This is a genomic window from Ochrobactrum sp. WV_118_8, assembly GCF_039631535.1.
Lineage (GTDB): Bacteria > Pseudomonadota > Alphaproteobacteria > Rhizobiales > Rhizobiaceae > Brucella > Brucella anthropi.
In genome coordinates, this window is the sequence record NZ_JBDIUZ010000001.1 from 1,154,769 (window position 1) to 1,178,134 (window position 23,366).

Below are 23,366 nucleotides of genomic sequence, written 5' to 3' on the forward strand. Positions count from 1 at the left end.
CTCATGTTCGTTGTCAACCTGACCTACATCAAGCCTCTTGAGGAGATCGGGAGGCATCTCGAAGCGCATCGGGAATTTCTGGACCGGCAATATGCGGATGGCGTTTTCCTGGCTTCCGGGCCGAAAAACCCACGAGACGGCGGCGTGATCCTCGCAAGCGGTAAAGTCAGCAAGAACGAGCTGGACGCGATACTGAGGCTTGACCCTTTCAGGCAACACGGACTGGCAACTTATGACGTCGTCGAGTTTACGCCAGCAAAGTATGCGCCTCCTCTTGGTGATCTTCTTTGAGGTAAGGAGCTGGTAACCTATTGGCGTAATCTGTCCGCTCTTTGTCCGTCAGGTGGCTTTTGATCCAAGTTGCAAGGCGTATTCTCTCCCTATAGTCTTTTTACCAGGAGAACAAAAATGTCCGCTCAAGATACTGCTTTGCTGGTTATCGACGCTCAGGAGTCATTCCGCCACCGGCCTTACTACCGGGACGAAGAGGTTGGCGCCTATATTGAACGCCAGCAGGCGCTGATCGATGGCGCCAAGCGTGCCGGTATTCCGGTGGTGCAGATTTTCCATGTCGAGAATGAAGGCCCATTCTCGGAAGCATCGGGTCTGGTGAAGGCGATTTCGCCCCTGTCGATTGAACCCGACGCGGTTTTCCGCAAGCGTCGCCACAGCGCGCTGGTGGGAAGCGGGCTTGATGTGTGGCTGGTTGCCAATGGTATCCGCCGTGTGCTGGTTTCGGGTATCCGCACAGAGCAATGCTGCGAGACGACAACACGGCAGGCATCGGATTTTGGATATCACGTCGATTTCGTCAGTGAAGCGACATTGACCTTTCCCATGACTGACGCAAGCGGCCATGAGTGGAGCGCTGCGGACATCAAGGCTCGCACCGAGCTTGTTCTGGTCAATCGCTTTGCTCGTATCGTAACTGTGGAACAGGCGCTCGCCACGTCCGGAGAACGGAAGGCAGCATGAGTGACCAAGCGGACATTGTCCGGGTAGTTCCGGTTTATGTCGTAATCCCGCCGCGTGTGCTTCTGCTCGACGTGGCGGGACCGCTGGAGGTTTTGCGCAAGGCAAATCTTGAACAGCATAAGTTACGGTTCGACGTTTGTTATATCGGGCCAGCATCGACCGTGCTTAGTTCCATCGGTCTGCCAGTGGCGGGGGTGGAGCCTTTGCCAGAAGCCTTGCCAGATGACGCACTGGTCATTGTTTCGGGTGCTGCCGATATTCCGCTCGGAAACGCGGAGATCCACCGATCCGCTGATGCGGCACTGGAAAATGAAATCGTTCTATGGCTTCGCCGGGCAGTTCGCCCCGGTGTGCGGCTGGTGACGATCTGTTCCGGTGCGCTGCTCGCAGCGCGCGCGGGATTACTCGACGGCTATTCCTGCACCACGCACCATCTAACGCTTGGTGAACTCGAACGGCTGGCGCCTGCTGCACGCGTGCATGAGAACAGGCTGTTCGTTGAAGACGGCGAGCGGTTGACGAGCGCGGGCATCACCGCAGGCATCGATCTGATGCTGCACATCGTTGCAGGGCTGACCGATCACGCCACGGCGCTGGCGGTTGCGCGTTATCTGGTCGTTTATCTGCGGCGCAGTGGCAGTGATCCGCAACTATCGCCCTGGCTTGATGGGCGAAACCATATGAATCCGGTTGTGCATCGCGCACAGGATGCCATCGCGCACGATCCGGCGGCGGAATGGTCGGTGGAACGACTGGCGGATATTGGCGGTGCGAGTCCGCGCAACTTCTCGCGTCTGTTCAATGAATATGCCGGAATGACGGTGACCGACTATGTCAATCGTCTCAAGATCAGCCTTGCGCGCGAGATGCTTTTGAATTCCGAGCTCGATATCGAGAATGTAGCGGCGCAAGCGGGTTTTGCTTCCGCACGGCAGTTTCGCCGGGTCTGGCAACGCATCTACAACGAGCCGCCGAGCCGGGTACGTTTCGGGGTCTGACTATTCACCCGCAGTGAAAAAGCGCCAGCTACCGTCCGGCCCGATACCGATACTGTAGAAGATATAGCCGCCTGCTTTCTTCATATCCTCGAAATCACCGGCGGTGACGATTTCGAAAAGCTCCACGATCTGCGGCGGCGTCAGTCTGTCGAGGGGCATGGCGTAGAAATAGGGCCAGACATAAACCTCGTCGTCCTTGCCTGCATTCAGGTGCACATAGCCCGTATCCAGTAGATCGACGATGATTGCCAGAACTTCACGGCCTGCTTCGTCGCCCGACAGCGATTTGAGGAAATCGATAACGTCTTCCTCATGATCCTCAAGCGAGAGCTGGGTGGCCTTGTCCTCGACGCCGAGGAGCGGTCGCAATTGCTCAATGTCGCCGGAGCGGGCAGCTTCCAGCATGCGCTCACGCGTCAGCCTCACAGGCTCGGGCAGCTTGTCGAAATCGCGATGGATTTCTGGCATGGGCTTGGAGGATGCAGCCGGGGCAGGTGCGTTGTCCGGCGACATTCTTGGCACCGCGCGAGGAAGCGTGCCAGGCAGGGGAATAGGGGATGAGCTGTCGCTTTCATCCGTCACCGCACGGCCACCGGGGCGTTGCAGGAAGTCCGACTGGTCCGCCAGCGCGACGTCAAAAGAGCTTGCCGCAGCTGCGGGCAAGGCAATGCCACAGGCAAGGAATAACCCGGCCAATAAAGCTCGGGGCGAGGCGAAGTTCCTGATCGGAAATGACATTTGGCGCAAGAAGAGGGACGCCGGGAGGGAACTGCTACGCCGGTCTGGTCCCGCGACCGGCGTTCTATCGATGCTATTGAAGAATGCGCTGCGGCAGGAAGGTTCCCGCTACAATCTGTTCGCGCATTTTCTCAATCAGCTCCAGCGCACAATCGTCGCCCGCTTCACGGATCAGTTCAGTAAGCGCGGTCGTAAAGGCTGCTTCGGCAAGGATTTCCGGTTCGATACCTTCAGAGATACCGTCTGCCCAGGCCTCGTTGTGATATTCGATCGCGACGAGTTTCTTCTCGCGCGCAATCATTTCGTCCAGATCGGCCGGTGCATGTTCCATAGACTTCATCCTGGCTTTCGCCTTTCTGTTGCACTGTCGGTGTCTCACCGTTTCGCGGGAGCTCAACCATCTGGCAACGTGACTGCCTTCTTAAGACAGTGTTAACAGATTATCACGGATTTGAACGAACTAATCCTGTCAATCCGCACAAGAGTGAATGATTGGTTAATTTCCATAGCGCGAGATGATCTCGTTCGACAAGTCCTCGCCTTCTTTCATGTAGCGATCAATCGCCGCAAGCGCCGAAGGGGTGCAGCGGGTATAATTGTCGCTGAACACGCGATACCCGTGGTTGAAGCTCGAAATGAGCCGCACCCGTTCGGCTTCGGAAGGCTTTTCCGCCGTCACAATCGCATCCATCCGATCGCGCCATTCGCTGCCAGCTTCGCCACACAGATTGCGCAGATAGTGAAGCGAGCCGAGAATTTCGGCGAGCCGCAACATCTTCCCTTCATAGGGCGCGTCCTGAGCGGAAGCCGGACATGCCGCCCCGACCCATAAAGCGATCGAGAAGCAGATAGCCGGTCGAAAAAACGGAATGCTTTTCAATCGAAAACCTCTCACCTGAAAATGAGCTATTGCTATAAATCGGGGCCTCTTCAAGGCAGATCGCTAAACAGGATTAATATCCAAGCGCTCGTCTTCATTTTCCGCCACCGTGCGGGCGACATCGAGGGTACTGTCCGTCACCTTTGCGGACGCCATTTCTTCTATTGTCAGCCAGTGAATGGATGCGGCGTCGTCTCCGGCAATTTCCTGCCCCGAAACTTCGATGGCCCGGAACACAGACAGATAATAGCTCTTGTCATATGCCTTTCCCTCAAGCGCCAGATCTACAGTAATGACGTGAGATAGCGCCCTTGCATCAAGCGCCGTTTCTTCCTTGAGTTCGCGGATCGCGGCTTGTTCGGGTGTTTCGCCCGGTTCGATACTTCCTCCCGGAAAGGCAAGCCAGCCTTTCCACGGCTCCTTCCCGCGCTCGACCAGAAGGAAGCGCCCTTCGCGTCTGCAGATCAGCGAAACACCATGAATCTTCAGAGGTATCGGAACTACGGGAACTGTTTTCATCACGCTAGAGCTACACCGTTGGTAATGGAAAAGCACCCCTTGACCGGCGCAGAAAAACGCTAAACATGGCTACCATGTGTGGACGTTTTTCATTGACTGCAAGCCGGGAGGAGCTGGAAGCCTTCGCGGCCGCATTGATCGCAGAGGATTTTCCTCCACGATACAACATCGCGCCAACGCAACCCATATTGACTATTCTGGGCGGGGAAACGCTACCGCCGGGCAGCAACAGGCCGGATCGCGTCGGCTTGCTGGTGCGATGGGGCTTTGTCCCGTCATGGGTCAAAGACCCGAACGACTGGCCGCTCATGTTCAACATCCGCTCCGAGACGGCTGCAGAGAAGAATTCGTTCCGTGCGGCGCTGAACCATCGGCGAGCCCTGATCCCGGCATCGGGTTTCTATGAATGGCGCCGTGAGGGGAAGAACAAGGCTCAAGCCTACTGGGTGCGCCCGCGAAAGGGCGGAATTGTCGCTTTTGGCGGCTTGATCGAGACATGGAGCAGTGCGGACGGATCGCAGATCGATACCGGAGGCATATTGACGACGAGTGCCAACGGCCTGTTGCGGCCGATCCATGAACGGATGCCTGTTGTTGTGCAGCCGGAAGATTTTGCCCGCTGGCTGGACTGCAAACGTTTTCTGCCGCGCGAAGTAGCGGATATCATGCGTCCGGCTCAGGATGATTTCTTTGAAGCAATTCCGGTGTCGGACAAGGTCAACAAGGTGGCCAACACAACGCCCGATTTGCAGGAGCGTGTAGAGGAACAGGTTCCTTCGGAGCATGCAAAGCCAAAGCGAAAGAACAAGCCCGAATCCGATGACGGAAATGGCGGGCAGCTTTCGATGTTCTGACCGTGACCGCCAGTCTTGCTGAACTGGCGCTATTTGTTACGCATCCACCGACTCTGATTGCCGAGCCTGCGCGGCTCGGCGCTGAACGACATCAGCTTCTTCAGCCTGTCTTCTTGACGGCGAGAATGGAACGCCGGCGATTGTCGTTACGACCGTCGCTGCTGCGCCGCGTTGCGTTCAGCAATGCTGCAACAAGCACGGCAGGCCCGATTTCGCGGTATTTATCAACCAGTCGGTCTTGGCGGGGTTGCAGTTCACTCTTAGACATTGGTCCTTCCTTTCGATAATGCCTGCTCACCATTTTGTGATTGATTGAGACCGAATGAAGGCTGTTTGGAGCCGGTTTTGCGGTTTTCCGGTTAACGCGGGAAAGGGGGATATGCAGGTTGCAAAAATACAACATGCTTGGTGATCTCACTAAACTATCAGCCGCTTAGCGAAAGTTCTTGACGGAAGCACTCCTGCTGAGGATAAGTGCAGCCATGAAAACGCCGACCACGATCATTTGTATTTGTGCGATTATTATTGGCTAGCAGTTTGCTGGCCCGGCCGTTTTCGTCTCCCTTTCATAAAAATTGGATGATAACGCCCCGGCCAGTCGGCTGCGGTCAGTTGCGCACTGATTTCACAGGTCTATTTGGGGAATATTTACAATGGCTTATGCGCCACAACTGCGTCTGTACAACACGCTGACCCGCACGAAGGAGGAGTTTTCTCCTCTCGATGCTGACAATGTGCGCATGTATGTCTGCGGACCAACGGTTTATGACTTCGCGCATATAGGCAATGCCCGTCCGGTGATCGTTTTCGACGTGTTGTTTCGTCTGCTGCGTCATGTCTATGGCGCAGAACATGTCACCTATGCGCGCAACATTACCGACGTTGATGACAAGATTAACGCCCGTGCCGCGCGGGATTACCCTGATCTTGCCTTCAATGAAGCCATTCGTCGGGTGACGGAAAGCACCAATGCGCAGTTTCAGGCTGACGTGACGGCACTCGGCAATCTGCAGCCCAGTGTTCAGCCGCGTGCAACCGAGCATATGGACGAGATGCGCGCGATGATCGATCGTCTCGTGAAGCTTGGTGTGGCCTATGTGGCTGAGGACCATGTCCTCTTCTCGCCGTCCGCCATGAATGAACGGAAGGGGCCGCGCTATGGTGCGCTCGCCCGCCGTTCGCTGGATGAAATGCTGGCTGGCGCCCGCGTTGACGTCGCGTCTTACAAACGGGACGAAATGGATTTCGTCTTGTGGAAACCGTCGAAAGAGGGCGAGCCGGGCTGGTCGTCTCCTGCGGGGATTGCGGTGCTGGGCCGGCCGGGCTGGCACATCGAGTGCTCGGCCATGTCGATGGCCAAGCTGCTTGAGCCGTTTGGTGGCGGATTGAAGTGCGATGATCCGCTGAAGAACCAGTTCGACATTCATGGCGGCGGCATCGATCTCGTCTTCCCGCATCACGAGAACGAAATTGCGCAGTCATGCTGCGCATTCGGCACTGAGCGGATGGCAAACATCTGGATGCATAACGGCTTCTTGCAGGTCGAAGGGCAGAAGATGTCGAAATCGCTCGGCAATTTCATCACCATTCGCGATGTGCTGAACGAAGGCCTGCCGCAACTGGGCGTATGGGATGACGTGGATGCGCGTGATCGCTGGATCGGTCTGGCGGCACGCTTGTCGATGCTACAGACGCATTATCGTGAGCCGATCAACTGGACGGCGCAGCGTCTGGCAGAATCCGCCGACGAACTGCATCGCTGGTATGGCTTGCTGCGCGACAGGAAGTTCACTGTACCGGAAACGCTGACCGCAGTTGGTGAAGTCGTTGAGGCCTTGTCTGACGATTTGAACAGCTGGACGGCGATCACCGCATTGCGCAAGGCTTTCAAAGCACGCGATATCACCGGATTAGGCGAGGGCATGGCGCTGCTGGGCTTGTTGGATCCGCATTTCGTTATGGCTGAAGATATTCCTGTCTTTGCAAAGGCGGAAGTGGATCATCAAGCCATCGAAGCACGTATCGCGGAGCGTCTGCGCTTCATCAATGAGAAGAACTGGGCCGAGGCTGATCGCATTCGCGACGAACTGCTTCAGGAAGGTGTTCAGCTCAAGGATGGCAAGGACCCGGTAACGGGCGAACGCACAACCAGCTGGGATGTGGTAGGCTAACAAGCTTATGGAGCAGGGAGAATGACATGACGCTTGATAACAAACCGATCTATACCGGCGGATGCCAGTGCGGTGCGGTTCGCTTTCGCGTCGACGGCGCGATGGGCTCCGCATCGATCTGCCATTGCCGCATGTGCCAGAAAGCGTTCGGTAATTTCTATGCGCCGCTGGTTTCGGTGAGCGATGCGAAGCTGGAATGGACGCGCAACGAGCCGAAGCGCTTTCGTTCGTCCAATCATGTGCAGCGGGGCTTTTGTCCCGAATGCGGCACGCCGCTTACCTACGAAGCGCCCGACGGGATCGCGCTTGCCATAGGCGCTTTCGATACGCCGGAGGAAATCGAGCCGACGGTTCAGTGGGGCATCGAAAAGCAGCTGCCCTATGTGCCGGAACTTGCAAATCTTCCCGGCTACACAACGGAACGCGATCCGGAGAGCATCGAATTTGTACGAACGATGATTTCCTACCAGCATCCCGATTACGACACTGAAAGCTGGCCGCAACAGCAAGGTTGACCGGACCGCAGACCCACCGACAGGCAGGCACAATGGCACGCGAACGCATCTATATCTACGACACCACTTTGCGGGATGGGCAGCAGACACCCGGCATTGATTTTTCCGTGGAGGACAAGAAGTCGATCGTCGCGCTGCTGGAAGAGCTCGGCGTCGATTATGTGGAAGGCGGTTATCCGGGAGCCAATCCGACTGATACGGCTTTCTTCAAGCGTCGCCAGACCGCTCGCGCCAAGTTCGTGGCCTTTGGCATGACGAAGCGTGCAGGCGTTTCGGCATCCAATGATCCCGGCCTTTCCAGTCTGCTTCAGGCCTCTGCCGATGCCGTTTGTTTCGTTGCCAAGAGCTGGGACTACCATGTCCGCCTGGCGCTGGGCTGTACCAATGAGGAAAATCTGGAGTCGATCACGGCTTCCGTCACGGCTGCTCGCATGGCAGGACGGGAAGCGCTGGTCGATTGCGAGCATTTCTTCGACGGATACAAGGCCAATCCCGAATATGCGCTTGCCTGTGCCAAGGCCGCCTATTCAGCAGGTGCGCGCTGGGTTGTGCTTTGCGATACGAATGGCGGCACGCAGCCGTCGGAGATTGGCGAAATTGTTGCCGCCGTGGCGGCTGTAGTTCCAGGCGAGAGCCTTGGCATCCACGCCCATAACGACACCGAGCAGGCGGTCGCCGTCTCGCTTGCAGCTATCGATGCGGGTGTTCGCCATGTGCAGGGGACCCTCAACGGAATAGGCGAGCGTTGCGGCAATGCCAATCTCGTTTCGCTGATCCCTACACTGGCGCTGAAACCCTATTGGGCAGAGCGTTTCGAACTGGGGATCAAGCCTGCTGCGCTGAAGGGGATCACGCGGATCTCGCGCGCCTTCGATGATATCCTGAATCGTCCGCCGACGGAGCAGGCACCCTATACCGGCACTTCCGCATTTGCGACCAAGGCCGGAATTCATGCTTCCGCGCTTCTCAAGGAACCGCAGACCTATGAGCATGTGCCGCCGGAATCCGTCGGTAACAGCCGGCGTGTCATGGTGTCGGATCAGGGCGGAAAGTCCAATTTCATTGCTGAACTGGAACGTCGTGGTATCCGCGTTGCGAAGGACGATGTGCGTCTCGATACGTTGATTGCCGTGGTCAAGGAACGCGAAGCCGAAGGCTATGCCTATGAAGGCGCGGATGCGAGTTTCGAGCTGCTCGCGCGCAATATGCTGACGCCACAGCCGGAATTCTTCAAGGTCGAATCCTTCCGCTGCCTCGTCGAGCGTCGTTTCGATGCCAACGGCATGTTGAAGACCGTTTCCGAAGCCGTGGTCAAGGTTGAGGTCGATGGCGAGGTTCGCATGTCGGTCGCCGAAGGACATGGCCCGGTCAACGCGCTCGATATTGCATTGCGCAAGGACCTCGGGCGTTTTCAGGCCGAAATCGAGGATCTTGAACTGGTGGACTTCAAGGTGCGTATCCTCAATGGCGGTACGGCGGCTATCACGCGCGTTCTGATAGAATCCGGAGATGCGACCGGTGCCCGCTGGCGCACTGTCGGCGTGTCGGACAATATCATCGACGCGTCCTTTCAGGCACTGATGGATTCGGTCAACTACAAGCTGATGAAGAACCGCGCGATGGCCGGACTGGCTGCTGCTGAGTAAACCCATCTGTTCACGGCGATTGATGCTTCGATCAGTTTAATTGAATGGATTTTATGGGTTGTTGGGCGCATAGCAGGTGAAGTTCGATGCTTCGCCTGCCGCAATCGGTTTGCGACATCTTCAGTTTCGCCGAGGAGAGAGGCATGTCCGACCAGACCATCACCGATACGCGCCTTTCTGACGGGTCGCGCGGTTTTCTGATGGCTTTGGCAGCCTATGGGCTCTGGGGCGCTCTACCGTTCTATCTCAAGGCACTTGGCCACATCCCGGCAATGGAAGTCGTGTCGCATCGCGTGATCTGGTCGGTTCCGGTCGCGCTGTTGCTTTTGCTGGCTCTGGGGCAGTTCAAAGGCATTCTCAGCGCTGTGCGCCAGCCACGCATGCTGGCCATGGCGGCTCTGACAGCCGGGCTTATCACTATCAACTGGTCGATCTATGTGTGGGCTGTGGCTCATGATCAGGTGATGGGTGCAGCGCTCGGCTACTACATCAATCCACTGTTCAATGTCGTCCTCGGGGGTCTCTTCCTCGGCGAAAGGCTGACCAGGGTTCAATATGTTGCCGTGGGACTGGCTTTCGCTGCAGTGATACTGCTGACCGTCAATGCAGGCGGTTTGCCGTGGGTATCGCTGGCGCTGCCACTGACTTTCGGCCTCTATGGTTTCTTCCGCAAGTCACTGCCAATGCCGCCGCTGCAGGGCTTCACACTTGAAGTGCTCATCCTGTGCATTCCGGCGCTGGGCTATGTGCTGTGGCTGGCCGCAAACGGTCAGGACCATTTCTCGACCGGCCCAGCGTTTAACGTGACGATGCTGCTTCTGGCCGGGCCTTTCACTGCCATCCCGCTGATCCTTTATGCCGGTGGTGCCAAATTGCTGCGCTATACGACGCTTGGCCTCATGCAGTACATGACGCCGACGATGTTGTTTTTCTTTGCGATTTTCATCTTCCATGAGCCGTTCTCGACGGCTCAGCTCGGTGCATTCGCGCTGATCTGGGCCGGTCTTGCGCTCTATACATGGTCGATGCTGGTCGAACATCGCCGGGGGCGGGTGAAGGCCTGATCTTCACAATTCGCTGAATGTGATTCTCTTCTGGTGGATATCCCGCCAGAAGCCTTATTTTGGCCGCTGTCTTTGCCACTCTTCCGCCGATAATCCTTGGCGGAGAATTATTTAAGATGGTCTTCTGGTCAGCGCCAGCAAACGAAAGACTAGTTGCTGCGACGGCGGAGCCAGATTTTGCGTCCTTCGGAGCTGCCCTCAAGGGCGAGCCGCTTTCTTCCCGCAGTCTGAGACCATTCCGGCAGGTCCGGTTTTCCCTGCATACACATCTGCGGTTCTGTCTGGCACTAGCAGCCGCTACCGTCATTGCCGGGGGCGGATTTTTGTTTACGACAGGGCGGCTGGTGCGGCATGGGCGGCCCGCACAACCGGTTATGTTCAATACAATTACACTGAGAAGGAACCGCGCTGCACCGAAAGAAGCACGACTGGTGCCGGAAGGAAGTATTGCCCCCGGAAGTCGGGTATCAAGACGCATCGACATAGCTGAAGGCGTCGAGGACGGCGACGCGCGCCTTTACACCTACCAGCACGTGGTTCTTGACGTCAAAGGCTCGAAACGCGCCGTGATTGATGATGCGCTTCGCGGAGGAATTTCCTCGCTGAAATCTCGTTCGGAACCAGCCGAAGAAGCACTGGAGCGGGGTATTCCGGTCAATGTCAGTCTCGCCAGACCAGCCGTAGGAACAGAAGCCAGGGTTCATGAAATTATTGTCGCGCCGCAGTCACGCGAACGATTGGGCGCGTTGTTGCAGGCAGCGGGCATAGCAATCGAGGACAGCAAGCGGCTTGAGGAGGCTCTGGCTCGAACTGAACTGGTACCCGGTGACAGTCTGGAACTGCTGGTCGATAAATCGGGGCAAGACGCTGGCGCTGATGGCGAACAGCACATCGCGCTTGCGCGCTTCGAGCATGGCGATATCGATAAAGCTGTCTATGGACGTGCCGACGATGGCGTTTTTCGCGCTACCGGCAATGAACGCCTTTTTGCACGACTGTCGCGCGATGCGATGCTGACAGCCTACCACCCACAAAATGAGGTCAGCAGTAGCGGCTCCATTCCGTCCCGGCTGGCACAGGCGGGCGCACCGAAAGCAATCGTCGGTGAAGTCGAGAGGCTGGCTTCACAGAATGGTATTTCGCTGAATGGTGGTAAAAGGCCGGACTTGATCGACCTTCTTTTCCGCAAAAGTGCGGAGACGGAACCGGAACTGGTTTTTGTCGAGTTCACAACGGATGGGAAAAGCCGCCGCCTGTACCGTCACGAAGGCAATAACGGTGCCGACTATTTCAATGAAGATGGTTCGTCCATGACGAACTATCTCATGCAGAAGCCGCTGCCGAATGGCCGTCTCAATGATGGTTTCGGCTGGCGCATCCATCCCGTTCTGCATGTTCGCAAACACCATAATGGTGTCGATTACGATGCGCCGATCGGCTCGCCCATCGTTGCGGCGGGCGACGGTGTGGTGGAGTTGATCTCGTATCAGAAGGGATATGGCAAATACGTCCGCATACGCCATCAAGGCGGCTACAGTACGACCTACGCGCATCTTGCATCGACCAAGAAGGGCCTGAAGGTCGGTGATCGCGTGAAGCAGGGAGATGTGATCGCCTATGTCGGATCGACGGGCTACTCGACCGGCCCGCACCTCTATTACGAGCTCAAGGTCGGCGACCAATATGTCGATCCGTTGACGGCGCGTCTCAATGCAGGCGAAAAACTGACAGGCTCATCCCTGAATAGCTTCCGCGAAGAAATTGACCATGTGGGTCAGATCGTCAATGAAATGAAGCTGCCAGTCATGCCCGCCGCACCCGAAGTCACGAAGTCAACTTCGGGGAAGGGTGGGCGCCATCACTGATTACTTTATCGGGCGATAGGCGTTTGCCAGCGCGACGAACTCTTCGACGCTGAGCGTTTCTGCGCGACGCGTTCCGTCGATACCGGTTTTTTCGAGAAGCTCGGCTCCGCCCACCGGTTTCAGGCTCTGGCGTAACATCTTGCGACGCTGTCCAAAGGCGGCCTGCGTGATTTGTCCGAGCGCATTCGCATTGCAAGGCAGCGGGTCTTCACGCGGGATGATATGGACGACCGACGACATCACTTTCGGCGGTGGTGTAAATGCTTGCGGCGGCACATCGAAGCTGATCTTCGAAACAGTTCTCCACCCGGCAAGCACACCCAGACGTCCGTAATGATCACTGTCAGGCGTCGCGACGATACGCTCGGCGACCTCCCGCTGGAACATCAATGTCATCGACGAATAGAAAGGGGGCCATGGCTCGACCAGCAGCCAGTTGAGCAGAAGCTGCGTGCCAACATTGTAAGGCAGATTGGCAACGATGCGCGGCTTTGGCCCATCTGGAAATAATGCCGAAAAATCCTGCTCAAGAGCATCGCCTGAGATGATGCGCAGACGACCCGGATAATGGGCCTCAATTTCGGCAAGAGCATCAAGGCATCGTTCATCGCGCTCGATCGCCGTGACATAAGCGCCTTGGGCAAGAAGTGCGCGGGTCAGTCCGCCGGGACCTGGACCAACTTCGATGATGGGCTGGTCCTGCAGATTCCCTGCCTGGCGGGCGATCTTCGATGTCAGATTGAGGTCAAAAAGGAAGTTCTGGCCGAGCGATTTCTTCGGCATCAGATCGTGCCGTTCGATTACCTCGCGAAGCGGGGGAAGGCCATCAATACTCATGCCATTTGTACTCGTTAATGTGCGTTGGCTGCGTTTTCAGCCAGTTCCTGTGCAAGACGAATGGCCGCGACAAGGCTGTCCGGGCGGGCGATGCCTTTGCCCGCAATGTCGAAAGCCGTACCGTGATCCGGCGACGTGCGAATGAAGGGAAGCCCCAAGGTCACATTCACAGTCTCATCGAAAGCAAGTGCCTTGGCAGGGATAAGGGCCTGATCGTGATACATGCAGACCGCAGCATCATAGGTCGCGCGGGCTGGCGCGTGAAACATCGTATCGGCGGGCAAGGGACCACGAGCATCTATCCCTTCGCTGCGCAACGCCTCGACTGCTGGCAGGATGATAGCGTCATCCTCCCTACCCATGGCTCCGCCTTCACCGGCGTGCGGGTTAAGTCCGGATATGGCGAGACGCGGTGCGAGAATGCCGAACCGTTCTCGTAGTTCGGTGGCGGTGATCCGCGAAACTTCGATGATATCGGCAGTTCTTAAACGGACGGGCACTTCGGCAAGCGGAATGTGTATGGTGACCGGAACGGCGCGAAGCTGCGGCCCGGCCAGCATCATGACCGGCGTGACAGGTTTGCCCAGATATTTGCTGGCGAGTTCCGCTAGAAACTCCGTATGGCCCGGATGCTGGAACCCGGCTTCATAAAGCGGCTTCTTTGAAATCGGGCAGGTGACAACTGCCGAGGCCTCACCTTTCAATGTGAGTTCGACAGCGTGCTCGATGGCTTCGATGATGCCTGCGGCGTTTTCCGGCAAGGGCTTGCCGACACTATCCGTCAGCTTGTTGTCGAGAGGGAGAACCGGCAAAGCATCGGCAAATATACGGCTTGCGGCGGAAATGGTGGTGATGACCTCGATCTCGACGTCAAGTCCGAGATGCTTCGCGCGCGCAGTCAGTTGAACCGGATCTGCCAGCAAGGCGAAAGGCGGCAGCGCAAGCTCGTCGTGCCGGAGCCAGGCGACAAGCGCAACGTCGGGGCCAATGCCGGACGGATCACCAATGCTGATGGCGAGAGGAGGAACAGGTGATGCGGACATCGCGTCAATAGTCCAATGAATACGGATGAATCCGTCAGGTCGGTTTAGCGATTGACGATCGTCGCCTTTTCGCGCAGTTCCTTCAGATATTTCTCGCTGAGCTGTTCCGCCTTCTTTTCCTGGCCGGCAGCGGAATCCGCGCCTTCCATGGAGAAGACGAGCTGGGCGACGCGGTCATCTGACACTTGCCGGGTTGAGCAGACGGCCAGGAATTCAACGCCCTTTTCGGTTTCCTGCGGCGGGGTGGTGCCGCCAACCGATGTGGACTTGACCGCCTTGGACCATTCGCCAGGCAATTGCTGTTCGATAATGCGGCCAAGGTCGCGGACGGTTACGTCAAGAATGCCCTTGGCCTGCTGACGGGTTGCATCGCAATTCTGGAAGCGCGAGCGAAGTGCATTGGCTTCCTGCTTGCGCTTGGCGAGCAGGGCAGGAGAGCGCTTGGAAGCCGGCACTACGAAAATGACCTGCTGGAGACGATATTCGGTCGCCACAGGCTTCTTGCCGCCATCCTTCAACATGCGCTGAACGGCTTCCTGTTCGCTGACCATGCCGGTCGCACGGAAACGGGCGCTGACGAGACGACCCCAGCCCATCTGGACCATGATGTATTTCTTGAAATGATCCGGCGTAACGCCCGACTGATTCATCAACTGATTGAGCTGTGCCAGACTCATCTTGTTACGGCTGGCAAAACCGGCATAAGCCTCATCGACCTGCTGTTCGGAAATATTGATGCCGCGCGATTTCATCTCGACGCGCTTCAACATTTCATCAGTCAGCTCTTGCTTGGCAATCTGACTGAGATTGCCGCCCTTGCGCTGCAACTTCAAAAAGGCCATGCGGTGCTGAATATCGCTGTTGGTGATGGCGTTGCCGGAAACGATAACCTTGACCTCGGAACCTGCACCTGCAGCAAATGCTGGAACCGCAACCGTTCCAAGCGTCGTCAGGCAGACTGCGGCGCTCAGCATGGAGGCGAAGAGAGGTCTTGCAATCATCATCTTTCTTTCCCGATTCCTTCCGGTCGATGAACGACAATCCTTACCGGACGTATCCCTTTATGGTCATTATCGTCGGCAGCCAAACAATCAATCAATCATATCAGCGGCTGATCATAAGCTGCCTGTATAGATGACCCAGTGCGGCGAAACAATGACCCAAAAGCTATTTTGCAAAGGTTGTATCGTGTGAATACTACAGAAAGAAAGCCAAATCAGGCTTTGATGTGCAAATTTCTTTATCGAATGAAATGAAAAGACCGGAAGCATTTCTAGTGCTTCCGGTCTGTCAAGTTTAGAAAGTCTGATTGCCGCTACCGATGTCACCCAGGGTGCGCAGCGAAATATTGAAGCCTATGCTATGGGATGGCTTATCATCCACCCCATCACGAGTCGGGTTGCGCGTCTGTACATACGCCATCGAATAGGTGAAGCATTCGTCGTCATAGGCAAGTCCAGCCGAGGCTCGAACCAATGTCTCGGATACCATGTCGTAAGTTCCAGAGCCAAATACACGCCAATTCGTGTTGACACGTGCCGTGGCCGAACCTGTGACTTCCTGGCGGAGGTCGTTATATCCGTAAGCAGGTTGCGGAGCGATATAGGCGTACTGAGCGGAAACGGTTAGCTTCTGCCAGCTCTGCTGGGCTTCAAGTTCGCCACGCTGGACCGAGAAACTCTCCTTGTCGAAGCGTCCGCGAGCAGCCAGAGCAAGACCTGTCGAATTGGACGTGCCGATCATGGCCACATAATCGGAGCGCGCATCCTGCAGGCCGGAGTCTGCGCCGACATTCACGAAATCGCTGGTCCCGTAAGAGTTTACCCCACCCAACTGGAACGACTGGCCGCCGAGGGCATAAAGAGCCCAGTCGCTGTTATTGAAGTTGCCCGAATAGCGCAGACCGAGATTGGCGCGAGTACCGCCTTCGACACGGTCGTAACCGGAGAACTTGTCACGCGAGAACAGGTTCGTCGCGTCAAAGACAAAGCTCTGGGCGTCTTCATTTGGCAATTCGCCCGCATAGCGTTCATTGTTGCGAACATAAAGCTGCGCGATCGGCTCGATGATATGGGTCGAACTGGTGGTCGAGAACAGGATTGGCCAGCGCAGTTCAAGCCCAGCGGTCGCCATGGCGCGGAGCGCCTCCGAACGCACGAGTGCATCCGTATAGCCGGCATCTGCCAGATTGAAGTTCGTATTGGCGCCTATTGCATCACCGCGCAATGCCAGCAACGGCGTGATGACCAGACCGGCAGGCGTGATGAAAGTGCGCTTCCATTCTGCTTCAGTGGTCAGGCGCGCATTGGTTCCATCGAAGCCGGGAACGCGGGGGTATGGATTCGGTTTCTGAACCCAAACTCCGTTCTCCAAGACGTTAATAAACTTTCCAGTATAATTCGCATTCTGACGATAGAGAACCTGCAGATTGGCATTGAAATTGAGTTCGCCGCCGTAGACAGGGTCGGGCATCGTGTATGAATAGTCGAGACTTGGGAAAACCCAAGGCTGTTTCGAATGCATTTCGTTCGGGTCATTCGCCAGCAGTGATTCCTGCACATTGAAACGATAGAAATTCAGATCGAAATAATTACGGTTATTGATGCCGGTGAGGTATATCTTCGAAACCTGCGTTCCGCCGTTATATCCCTCGATATCATAGGTGCGGCTGAAATTCCGATCGGTCTGTGCCATCACATCCCAACCAAAACGCCAGCGCGAATTGAGATTGAAATCGCCTTTCGATGCGACCATGCCGCGGTTGTCTTCTTCGCGGTCAATGGTGTTCAGATCGAATTCTTCAGGCTTGTTCTGGTGAATGCCCGCAATACGAAGATTGTATGTGCCATTTTCCAGGCGATGACGCCATTCGGCTTCGGTCAGGAAGCCTTGCTTCGTGTAATAGGTCGATGAAAGGGTCACGTCGTAATTCGGCGCAAGTGCCCAGAAATACGAGTTCTTGATGCCGAAGCCGAGATCGTCCTTGTAGGAAAAACCCGGAAACAGGAAGCCGCTTTTGCGCTTCACCGTCGGGTCTGCCATCTCGAATGCCGGAAAATAGGCAAGCGGCATGCCGAAGAACTCGAAGCGGCCATGTTCGAAACGGACCGTCTTCGTCGTGCTGTTCCAGATGATCTTGCGCGCCTTGATCTGCCAGAGAACAGGCTTGTCCGGATTCTTCGCGCAGGGTTCGCAGGCCGTATAGACGCCATTGTTGAACGTCGTGATTTCGCCGTTGCTGCGTTCAGCGCTTTCGGCGGCGAAGCGGGTGTTATCCGTCGTCTCGACACGAAGGCCGTTCACGAAGCCGTCGCGGAAACTGTCGGTGACATCCATATGTTCGGAGTAGATCTTGTTGCCGTCGCGTTCGACGATTTCAACATTACCCGTCGCGGTCATACGCCGCGTCTGCTGGTTATAGGTTACCTTGTCGGCGACAAGATGGTTGCCGTCATACTCGATACGCACCTTGCCCTGAGCCGTGACGGTATTGATGTCGCGATCATAGACGAGCTCGTCTGCTTGCAGAAGCATGCGCGCATTCGGATCGCTCTCATAATTGGATGCGAGAGCGTCCTGTGCCGATGCAGGAGAGGGCAGGGCTGCGACAGAAATGAAAGGTAAAGCAAGGACGCACGCCAAGGCCGTCCCGCGCGCAAGACGCGAGAGCGAATGGGGCAATACCATGCGGGCGTTACTCAAACCCACTAACCATCCTCCTTATGCAACAGAAAGGAGACACCAAAGAATGTCGCGATAACAACCGGAACCCAGGCAGCCACGAACGGCGGAACGAATCCCGCATTCCCGAATGCCTTCACCAGCACCGAAACGACATAAAGCATGAAGCCTGCGATAACGCCACCCAGAATCATCGCTCCTGACTGACCAAATCGCACAAATTTCAACGACACTGTTGCAGCAATGAGAGTCATCGCCATCAGCAATGCCGGCAATGCCAGAAGTGACTGGTATTGCATGTCAAATGCGTTTGCCGAATAACCGAACGAACGCGCGACTTCGATCTTGTGACGCAACTGCGTGAAGGGGATCGTGTCGGGCGTCGCGAGCTTCTCTTCCACATATTCTGGGCGCAGCTGCGTCTCTATCTGGAAACTCGCCATTTTCTGGGGTTCTTCGCCGCGCGCGAATCGCGTCACGTCGGTAAGCTCCCAATGACCGTCCTTCAGCTGCGCAGTCCGCGCATCGTAACGGACCTTGATGTTCTTCTTTTCATCGAACTGAATGAATGTCGCGTCAGCAAGCGTAGCGCCCCGATCCAGAATGCTTTTTGCGCCGATGATGGTTTCGCCTTCATCCGTTTTCTGGCGAAGCCATGGATTGCGCAAGGCGGAAACGTCGGTAACCTTGCCGGTCTTCCACGTCGATGCAATCTCGTCGGCCTTGGCAAAGCCGTAGGCAGCAAACGGATTGAGGATGAAGATCGTGGCAAGGCCAAACAGGAAAGCGCCGAAACAGGCAGGAAGAAGGAACTGCCAGGCGGAAACGCCGACGGAGCGGGCGACAACGAGTTCGTATTTCCTGTTGAGCGAGATGAGCGTCGCCATTGCGGAAAACAAGGCAACGAACGGGATCATCTGCTGCATGATGAACGGAACGCGCATGGCGGAAAGGCCAAGCGCAGCCCATACCGAATAGTCCGGCAGGTTTGAAAGCTTGCTCGCATTCTCGGTGAAGTCGAGAAGCAGGGACAATGCAAAGATACCGAGCAGAAAATAGAGTGTGATCTGCACATAGCGGATGAAGAAATAGCGTCCAAGCGTCCAGCCGATCATGCCTGACCTCCGGCTTTATTGCGCGAACGTCCGGTGAGACGGGCATAGCGCTCCGAAACACGGTTTCTCAGATTGTCGAAATTGTCGAGAATACGGTCGTTCCATTTGTCCGGCAGGCCGATCCGTCGCCCGGTAGCGAGCGCAAAGCCCGTCACAAGAATGACGGCGGCAGGAACGAGATACATAACGACGATATAGCCTGCATCCTTGTCGGCCCGATCGGACGCGAAATAGCCTGCCCAATAGACGAGAAGGGCGGTGCTGATCGCCGAGAAGGACGCCGATACGCGGGCTTCGCGATGCGAGCGGGAATCGCCAGCAAAAGCCAGTGCGATCATTGCAAAGACAACCGGATAGAGCCATTGCGTCAGACGGCGATGCAATTCGGCCTTGTAGCGCAATGGACGGGTCTGAAGGATCGGATCGTTCGGGTCCGGATTCAACAGGTAGGAAAGCGGACGATCCTTCGCGTAGATAACGAAATCGTCGCCAGCCGAGGCGAACTGGCTGAGATCGAATGCGTAGGAATTGAACTTGATGATCGAAACGGTGCCATCCGACACATCACGCCGCTGCACTTCACCGTTCTGCATCAAAAGCATGTCGCCAGTCGGCGTCGACGCAATCGCGCCATCTGCGGCGTAATAGATGAGGTCGAGCGACGGATCGCGTGAATCGGCAATGAAAAGCCCGCCAATGCTGCCGTCGGCGCGTCGTTCCGCCACCTGAATATAGAGATTATCCGCCAGTTTCCGGAAGTTGCCTTCCTGAACGATGACATTCATCAGGTCGGCGCTGGCATTGGCAATCATCGCGCGCATGTTCATGCGCGCATAGGGATCGACATAATTGGCGACGAGAAACGAGACGACGGAAATGACGGCTGCAAGAATCAGGATTGGACGCATGACCGCGCTGCGCGGTGCGCCCGACGCATTGATGACGACAAGCTCGGAATCCTGGTTCATGGTCGAAAGCGTCTGAGTGATTGCAATAATCAGCGCAAACGGCATCACGAGGGGGATGGCTGACGGGATCAACAGCGAGCTGAACTGAATGATGGTCTGGAATGTCTGTCCGCTAGTGGTCAGAAAGTCGATGCGCTGGAGCACCTGCACAGTCCAGGTAATACCGACCGCCGCCCCGAGCACTGCTAGGAACATGATCGCCACCCGGCGCAAGATGTACAACTCAATCAATCGCATAGGTGGAGTCTACATCCCGGTTCCGTTGAAGAGTACGCACCTGAAAATGGCTGCGGCACTCGTGATAATCACTAAACTTAATGACGCTTGGCTAAGATTGGCCCAATAAACGCGGTTAACAGATTACTAAAAGCATCATGAAGATGCCAGCTCTGCTGTTTCCCTTAATGGGTGATGAGTGGGCTCAAGGCAACCGGTTTTTGCGGGAAGCCAGTTTTTTGGGGGAAGCATGTAAGACGGGTTTGCAATTGTGTCCTGCACGGTTTTCCTCGGGCTAAAACTGGACAATCTGGGATCTGCTCTTGCTGTTTCGCCATATTCGTCTCACATGAGTGGGGAAAAGTCGCGACACAATCGTGTCATTCTCAAATCGACACCAAGTTTGGAGTTGTCATGTCTAAACGTCCTTCGATCTCTTTCAGCGATTTTGCAGTACCGGAAAAAGGTGTGTCCATCGTCCTCGTCGCCAAGGGCGGCGGTTTTGCGGATGAAGCGGCTCAGGCCGTGGGTGGCGCGGAAAAGATCAAGCGTATTGCCGAAATTTCCGGATTTACCGGCGCATTGGGCAAGACGGCGGAAGCGATCGAGACAACTTCCAGCGGCATCGACAAGATCGTTCTGGTCGGCGTCGGCGAAACCGGCAAGCTTGGCAATGACGACTGGCTCAAGATTGGTGGCGCGGCGTTTTCACGAATCGGCAAAGCCGAGCGTGCGACCGTAACGCTTGCATTGCCTGAAACCACCATCGCAGGTGACGAAGCAGCAGATTTGGCGCTTGGCATGATTCTGCGCTCCTACAAGTTCGAACGCTACAAGACGCGCAAGAACAATGAGGAAAATGGCGATCCGAAACACGCTGCCAAGATCAGCATCTGCGTCGCTGATCCGCACACGGCGAAGCGGGCTTTTGAAGTTGCTGAGGCGGTTGCGGACGGCGTTATCCAGGCACGCAATCTCGTCAATGAGCCTGCGAACATTCTCGGCCCGGTCGAATTTGCACAGGAAGCTGAAAAGCTCGAAAAGCTTGGCGTGAAGATCGAGGTTCTCGGCGAGAAGGAAATGAAGAAGCTCGGCATGGGCGCGCTTCTCGGCGTGGCACAGGGTTCCGTTCGCCCGCCGCGACTGGTTGTCATGGAATGGCAGGGCGCGAAGAGCAAGGAAAAGCCGGTTGCCTTTGTCGGCAAGGGCGTGGTGTTCGATACGGGCGGTATTTCCATCAAGCCTGCCGCTGGCATGGAAGACATGAAGGGCGACATGGGTGGCGCGGCAGCCGTTACTGGCCTGATGCGCGCTCTGGCTGGACGCAAGGCAAAGGTCAATGCCATCGGCATTATCGGCCTTGTTGAAAACATGCCGGATGGCAATGCCCAGCGCCCGGGTGACATCGTTACATCCATGTCGGGACAGACGATTGAAGTCATCAACACCGATGCCGAAGGCCGTCTCGTTCTCGCCGATGCGCTGCACTACACGAATGACCGTTTCAAGCCGCGCTTCATCATCAATCTGGCCACCCTTACGGGCGCTGTCATGGTTGCTCTCGGCCAGTATCACGCCGGCCTCTTCTCCAATGACGACGAGCTTGCGGATCAGCTTTATGATGCAGGCCAGTTGACCGGCGAAAAGCTGTGGCGCCTACCGCTCGGCACCGAATACGACAAGATGATCGATTCGAAGTTTGCCGATATGAAGAACAGCGCTGGCCGTTACGGCGGATCGATCACGGCGGCACAGTTCCTGAAGCGCTTTGTCGGCGAAACCCCTTGGGCGCATCTCGACGTTGCCGGAACGGCTATGGGGTCGCCAGCAAACGAGTATAGCCAGACATGGGCTTCCGGCTATGGCGTCCGCCTGCTGGATCGCCTTGTCCGGGATCATTTCGAAAGCTAAAATCTTTTCCAAACAAAAGGATGGGTGGAGAAGCGGAATCAATTTCTTCACCCATTCCCGAAACGGATAGCGCATGGCGGAAATTCTCTTCTACCATCTGACGGAATCGACACTCGATGAGGCATTGCCCGGTCTGGTCGAGCGCTCGCTCGGGCGCGGCTGGCGCGTCACGATCCAGACTGTCAGCGAGGAAAGACGCGATGCGCTGGATGGTTTGCTCTGGACCTTCTCCGATACGTCCTTCGTGGCGCATGGCACCGATAAAGAGCCTCATCCCGAACACCAGCCGGTTCTGCTGACGACCGGTGAAGCCAATCCGAATGGAGCGACGGTGCGCTTTCTCGTTGAAGGCGCAGGACTGGAACGGGCGGATGCCTATGAACGTCTTGTCGTCATGTTCGACGGCCACGATCAGGATCAGCTCGATATTGCCCGAGGGCAGTGGAAAAATTTCAAGGCGGGGAGCCACGACTTGACCTACTGGCAGCAAACGCCTGATCGCCGTTGGGAGCGCAAAGCGTGACGCGATTGCTATTTATTTTGATGATCGTCGCCGGTTTCGGGCTCGCCATCGGTTATCCTTGGTATATGCGCCATTTCACCGGCAGCGAAATCGGGCGCTGGACCATGCTTGAAAACCGCCAAAGCGGCTTCAAAATACAGGAAGTCAGGCTGTCGGCGGACGATGGGCCGGTGCGTGTGTTCATTGATGCAACGCCTTTGCCGGGTTACGTACCTGCGGAAAGGCGATCGGCGGTGACCCTTGCGGTCAGCCGCGACGGCCAGCCGGTTCTCTCTCAGGGGCTCGATTTCGCCTCGACGAGCGGTTCCATCAATACGGACCGCCCGCAGGATGGCAGCGTTCTGCGCCAGAGTGCGGGGGATATCGATCCAGTCATTCCAGGGCTTTATGCGTTCCGTCTGGTGCAGGGAAACACGGATGGGCTTCAGCTTTCAAAAGCCGATCTCGTATTGCGTCGTGGAGCGGAAACGCCGGACGAGGTCTATACGACCATAGGTCTGATCCTCGGTGCATTCGGTCTTTATGCTTTGATGCGCACGCGTTTGCGTCCCCAGAGCTGACCAATGACGATGCTCTGCAAAATTTCCGACAGGTTGCTGCTGTTGCTGCTTTCGGCTCTTGCAGCGCTGGTTGCGCTGATACCGCTCGAAAAGCTTGGCGTCTTCGGCTCTTCTTTTGAAGGGCAGAGCGGTTACGCCGCCCTTTATTTCGGGTTTCCCGTTCTGACCGTCATTTTCGCGCTTCTCGCGGTGCGGTTCATGCCCCGTCCTCTGCCGGTTGCCATGCGTGTCATCGGCTGGATCGTGTTGGGGGTCGTGATCTTGCTTATGTTCACGTAGGACTCTGC

Annotated in this window: 24 protein-coding genes; 13 read left to right on the plus strand and 11 right to left on the minus strand. The window is 56.4% G+C overall.

Translation table 11 applies throughout. The features are described 5' to 3' along the window. Positions 1 to 3 precede the first annotated feature (3 nt). From ABDF71_RS05500 to ABDF71_RS05510, 3 genes are all read left to right on the plus strand, one after another. Entirely contained in the window at positions 4 to 291 is a 288-nt protein-coding gene (locus tag ABDF71_RS05500; RefSeq protein WP_259030392.1) for a YciI family protein, read from the plus strand. Between the two features lie 117 nt (positions 292 to 408). Beyond that, positions 409 to 975: an isochorismatase family protein gene (locus ABDF71_RS05505; RefSeq protein WP_151663449.1), complete on the plus strand. Its 567-nt coding sequence runs from the start codon at positions 409 to 411 to the stop codon at positions 973 to 975. Then, positions 972 to 1,973 (plus strand): GlxA family transcriptional regulator, encoded by a 1,002-nt coding sequence (locus ABDF71_RS05510; protein WP_036585787.1) that lies wholly within the window; start codon positions 972 to 974, stop codon positions 1,971 to 1,973. The genes ABDF71_RS05505 and ABDF71_RS05510 overlap by 4 nt, the downstream gene beginning before the upstream one ends. Here ABDF71_RS05510 and ABDF71_RS05515 read toward each other — a convergent pair whose 3' ends face one another. From ABDF71_RS05515 to ABDF71_RS05530, 4 genes are all read right to left on the minus strand, one after another. Continuing rightward, entirely contained in the window at positions 1,974 to 2,711 is a 738-nt protein-coding gene (locus ABDF71_RS05515) for a hypothetical protein (RefSeq protein ID WP_313533226.1), read from the minus strand. Positions 2,712 to 2,784: 73 nt separating this feature from the next. Beyond that, on the minus strand, positions 2,785 to 3,051 hold the full coding sequence (locus tag ABDF71_RS05520; protein ID WP_010661652.1) for a hypothetical protein: 267 nt from the start codon (positions 3,049 to 3,051) through the stop codon (positions 2,785 to 2,787). A gap of 156 nt (positions 3,052 to 3,207) precedes the next feature. Then, positions 3,208 to 3,582 carry a TIGR02301 family protein gene (locus tag ABDF71_RS05525; protein WP_373418758.1) on the minus strand — a complete coding sequence of 125 codons (375 nt, stop codon included), beginning with the start codon at positions 3,580 to 3,582 and terminating at the stop codon, positions 3,208 to 3,210. Positions 3,583 to 3,654: 72 nt separating this feature from the next. Next, positions 3,655 to 4,110 (minus strand): NUDIX hydrolase, encoded by a 456-nt coding sequence (locus ABDF71_RS05530; protein ID WP_029376312.1) that lies wholly within the window; start codon positions 4,108 to 4,110, stop codon positions 3,655 to 3,657. Between the two features lie 74 nt (positions 4,111 to 4,184). Here ABDF71_RS05530 and ABDF71_RS05535 point away from each other — a divergent pair, with 74 nt between their 5' ends. Beyond that, on the plus strand, positions 4,185 to 4,964 hold the full coding sequence (locus ABDF71_RS05535) for an SOS response-associated peptidase (RefSeq protein ID WP_029925239.1): 780 nt from the start codon (positions 4,185 to 4,187) through the stop codon (positions 4,962 to 4,964). Positions 4,965 to 5,064: 100 nt separating this feature from the next. Here the strand turns inward: ABDF71_RS05535 and ABDF71_RS05540 are convergent, their stop codons facing one another. Further along, on the minus strand, positions 5,065 to 5,232 hold the full coding sequence (locus ABDF71_RS05540) for a hypothetical protein (RefSeq protein ID WP_010661656.1): 168 nt from the start codon (positions 5,230 to 5,232) through the stop codon (positions 5,065 to 5,067). A gap of 385 nt (positions 5,233 to 5,617) precedes the next feature. Here ABDF71_RS05540 and cysS point away from each other — a divergent pair, with 385 nt between their 5' ends. From cysS to ABDF71_RS05565, 5 genes are all read left to right on the plus strand, one after another. Then, positions 5,618 to 7,135 carry a cysteine--tRNA ligase gene (gene cysS, locus ABDF71_RS05545; RefSeq protein WP_123218616.1) on the plus strand — a complete coding sequence of 506 codons (1,518 nt, stop codon included), beginning with the start codon at positions 5,618 to 5,620 and terminating at the stop codon, positions 7,133 to 7,135. A 26-nt stretch (positions 7,136 to 7,161) separates the two neighbouring features. Continuing rightward, positions 7,162 to 7,650, plus strand: coding sequence for a GFA family protein (locus ABDF71_RS05550; RefSeq protein WP_278514048.1), 489 nt, complete (start codon positions 7,162 to 7,164; stop codon positions 7,648 to 7,650). 32 nt (positions 7,651 to 7,682) lie between these two features. After that, complete coding sequence (gene cimA, locus ABDF71_RS05555; protein WP_012092397.1) at positions 7,683 to 9,296, plus strand: citramalate synthase; 1,614 nt, start codon at positions 7,683 to 7,685, stop codon at positions 9,294 to 9,296. A 143-nt stretch (positions 9,297 to 9,439) separates the two neighbouring features. Then, positions 9,440 to 10,360 (plus strand): EamA family transporter RarD, encoded by a 921-nt coding sequence (gene rarD, locus ABDF71_RS05560; RefSeq protein WP_029925235.1) that lies wholly within the window; start codon positions 9,440 to 9,442, stop codon positions 10,358 to 10,360. 116 nt (positions 10,361 to 10,476) lie between these two features. Further along, the gene (locus ABDF71_RS05565; protein ID WP_500061275.1) at positions 10,477 to 12,225 is read left to right on the plus strand and encodes a peptidoglycan DD-metalloendopeptidase family protein; all 1,749 of its coding nucleotides are present in this window, start codon (positions 10,477 to 10,479) and stop codon (positions 12,223 to 12,225) included. Here the strand turns inward: ABDF71_RS05565 and rsmA are convergent, their stop codons facing one another. The 6 genes from rsmA to lptF all read right to left on the minus strand — a co-directional run bounded on the left by rsmA (position 12,226) and on the right by lptF (position 20,106). Continuing rightward, positions 12,226 to 13,062 carry a 16S rRNA (adenine(1518)-N(6)/adenine(1519)-N(6))-dimethyltransferase RsmA gene (rsmA, locus tag ABDF71_RS05570; RefSeq protein WP_010661662.1) on the minus strand — a complete coding sequence of 279 codons (837 nt, stop codon included), beginning with the start codon at positions 13,060 to 13,062 and terminating at the stop codon, positions 12,226 to 12,228. A 14-nt stretch (positions 13,063 to 13,076) separates the two neighbouring features. Beyond that, positions 13,077 to 14,105: a 4-hydroxythreonine-4-phosphate dehydrogenase PdxA gene (gene pdxA / locus ABDF71_RS05575; RefSeq protein WP_500061277.1), complete on the minus strand. Its 1,029-nt coding sequence runs from the start codon at positions 14,103 to 14,105 to the stop codon at positions 13,077 to 13,079. A gap of 44 nt (positions 14,106 to 14,149) precedes the next feature. After that, on the minus strand, positions 14,150 to 15,109 hold the full coding sequence (locus ABDF71_RS05580) for a peptidylprolyl isomerase (RefSeq protein WP_061347310.1): 960 nt from the start codon (positions 15,107 to 15,109) through the stop codon (positions 14,150 to 14,152). 292 nt (positions 15,110 to 15,401) lie between these two features. Then, on the minus strand, positions 15,402 to 17,792 hold the full coding sequence (locus ABDF71_RS05585; protein ID WP_500061656.1) for an LPS-assembly protein LptD: 2,391 nt from the start codon (positions 17,790 to 17,792) through the stop codon (positions 15,402 to 15,404). 20 nt (positions 17,793 to 17,812) lie between these two features. Further along, complete coding sequence (lptG, locus tag ABDF71_RS05590; RefSeq protein WP_279676319.1) at positions 17,813 to 18,901, minus strand: LPS export ABC transporter permease LptG; 1,089 nt, start codon at positions 18,899 to 18,901, stop codon at positions 17,813 to 17,815. Next, positions 18,898 to 20,106: an LPS export ABC transporter permease LptF gene (lptF, locus tag ABDF71_RS05595; protein ID WP_010661667.1), complete on the minus strand. Its 1,209-nt coding sequence runs from the start codon at positions 20,104 to 20,106 to the stop codon at positions 18,898 to 18,900. Before lptF ends, lptG begins: the two co-directional genes overlap by 4 nt. Positions 20,107 to 20,499: 393 nt before the next feature. On the opposite strand from lptF, the gene ABDF71_RS05600 reads away from it, so the two are divergent. The 4 genes from ABDF71_RS05600 to ABDF71_RS05615 all read left to right on the plus strand — a co-directional run bounded on the left by ABDF71_RS05600 (position 20,500) and on the right by ABDF71_RS05615 (position 23,358). After that, positions 20,500 to 21,996, plus strand: coding sequence for a leucyl aminopeptidase (locus tag ABDF71_RS05600; protein ID WP_279676318.1), 1,497 nt, complete (start codon positions 20,500 to 20,502; stop codon positions 21,994 to 21,996). Positions 21,997 to 22,069: 73 nt separating this feature from the next. Continuing rightward, positions 22,070 to 22,519 (plus strand): DNA polymerase III subunit chi, encoded by a 450-nt coding sequence (locus ABDF71_RS05605; protein WP_036580669.1) that lies wholly within the window; start codon positions 22,070 to 22,072, stop codon positions 22,517 to 22,519. Continuing rightward, entirely contained in the window at positions 22,516 to 23,079 is a 564-nt protein-coding gene (gene bspB / locus ABDF71_RS05610) for a type IV secretion system effector BspB (RefSeq protein ID WP_424945398.1), read from the plus strand. Before ABDF71_RS05605 ends, bspB begins: the two co-directional genes overlap by 4 nt. 3 nt (positions 23,080 to 23,082) lie before the next feature. Further along, positions 23,083 to 23,358 (plus strand): hypothetical protein, encoded by a 276-nt coding sequence (locus ABDF71_RS05615; protein WP_012092387.1) that lies wholly within the window; start codon positions 23,083 to 23,085, stop codon positions 23,356 to 23,358. Positions 23,359 to 23,366 lie beyond the last annotated feature (8 nt).

Coding starts and splice junctions, on each gene's coding strand:
- ABDF71_RS05585 (WP_500061656.1), bottom strand. CDS start 17,792: ATGGTATTGCCCCATTCGCTCTCGCGTCTTGCGCGCGGGACGGCCTTG.
- ABDF71_RS05510 (WP_036585787.1), top strand. CDS start 972: ATGAGTGACCAAGCGGACATTGTCCGGGTAGTTCCGGTTTATGTCGTA.
- ABDF71_RS05615 (WP_012092387.1), top strand. CDS start 23,083: ATGACGATGCTCTGCAAAATTTCCGACAGGTTGCTGCTGTTGCTGCTT.
- cimA (WP_012092397.1), top strand. CDS start 7,683: ATGGCACGCGAACGCATCTATATCTACGACACCACTTTGCGGGATGGG.
- ABDF71_RS05540 (WP_010661656.1), bottom strand. CDS start 5,232: ATGTCTAAGAGTGAACTGCAACCCCGCCAAGACCGACTGGTTGATAAA.
- ABDF71_RS05550 (WP_278514048.1), top strand. CDS start 7,162: ATGACGCTTGATAACAAACCGATCTATACCGGCGGATGCCAGTGCGGT.
- ABDF71_RS05565 (WP_500061275.1), top strand. CDS start 10,477: ATGGTCTTCTGGTCAGCGCCAGCAAACGAAAGACTAGTTGCTGCGACG.
- rarD (WP_029925235.1), top strand. CDS start 9,440: ATGTCCGACCAGACCATCACCGATACGCGCCTTTCTGACGGGTCGCGC.
- ABDF71_RS05515 (WP_313533226.1), bottom strand. CDS start 2,711: ATGTCATTTCCGATCAGGAACTTCGCCTCGCCCCGAGCTTTATTGGCC.
- ABDF71_RS05580 (WP_061347310.1), bottom strand. CDS start 15,109: ATGATGATTGCAAGACCTCTCTTCGCCTCCATGCTGAGCGCCGCAGTC.
- ABDF71_RS05535 (WP_029925239.1), top strand. CDS start 4,185: ATGTGTGGACGTTTTTCATTGACTGCAAGCCGGGAGGAGCTGGAAGCC.
- ABDF71_RS05605 (WP_036580669.1), top strand. CDS start 22,070: ATGGCGGAAATTCTCTTCTACCATCTGACGGAATCGACACTCGATGAG.
- lptF (WP_010661667.1), bottom strand. CDS start 20,106: ATGCGATTGATTGAGTTGTACATCTTGCGCCGGGTGGCGATCATGTTC.
- lptG (WP_279676319.1), bottom strand. CDS start 18,901: ATGATCGGCTGGACGCTTGGACGCTATTTCTTCATCCGCTATGTGCAG.
- ABDF71_RS05530 (WP_029376312.1), bottom strand. CDS start 4,110: ATGAAAACAGTTCCCGTAGTTCCGATACCTCTGAAGATTCATGGTGTT.
- ABDF71_RS05500 (WP_259030392.1), top strand. CDS start 4: ATGTTCGTTGTCAACCTGACCTACATCAAGCCTCTTGAGGAGATCGGG.
- pdxA (WP_500061277.1), bottom strand. CDS start 14,105: ATGTCCGCATCACCTGTTCCTCCTCTCGCCATCAGCATTGGTGATCCG.
- rsmA (WP_010661662.1), bottom strand. CDS start 13,062: ATGAGTATTGATGGCCTTCCCCCGCTTCGCGAGGTAATCGAACGGCAC.
- ABDF71_RS05520 (WP_010661652.1), bottom strand. CDS start 3,051: ATGAAGTCTATGGAACATGCACCGGCCGATCTGGACGAAATGATTGCG.
- ABDF71_RS05505 (WP_151663449.1), top strand. CDS start 409: ATGTCCGCTCAAGATACTGCTTTGCTGGTTATCGACGCTCAGGAGTCA.
- cysS (WP_123218616.1), top strand. CDS start 5,618: ATGGCTTATGCGCCACAACTGCGTCTGTACAACACGCTGACCCGCACG.
- ABDF71_RS05600 (WP_279676318.1), top strand. CDS start 20,500: ATGTCTAAACGTCCTTCGATCTCTTTCAGCGATTTTGCAGTACCGGAA.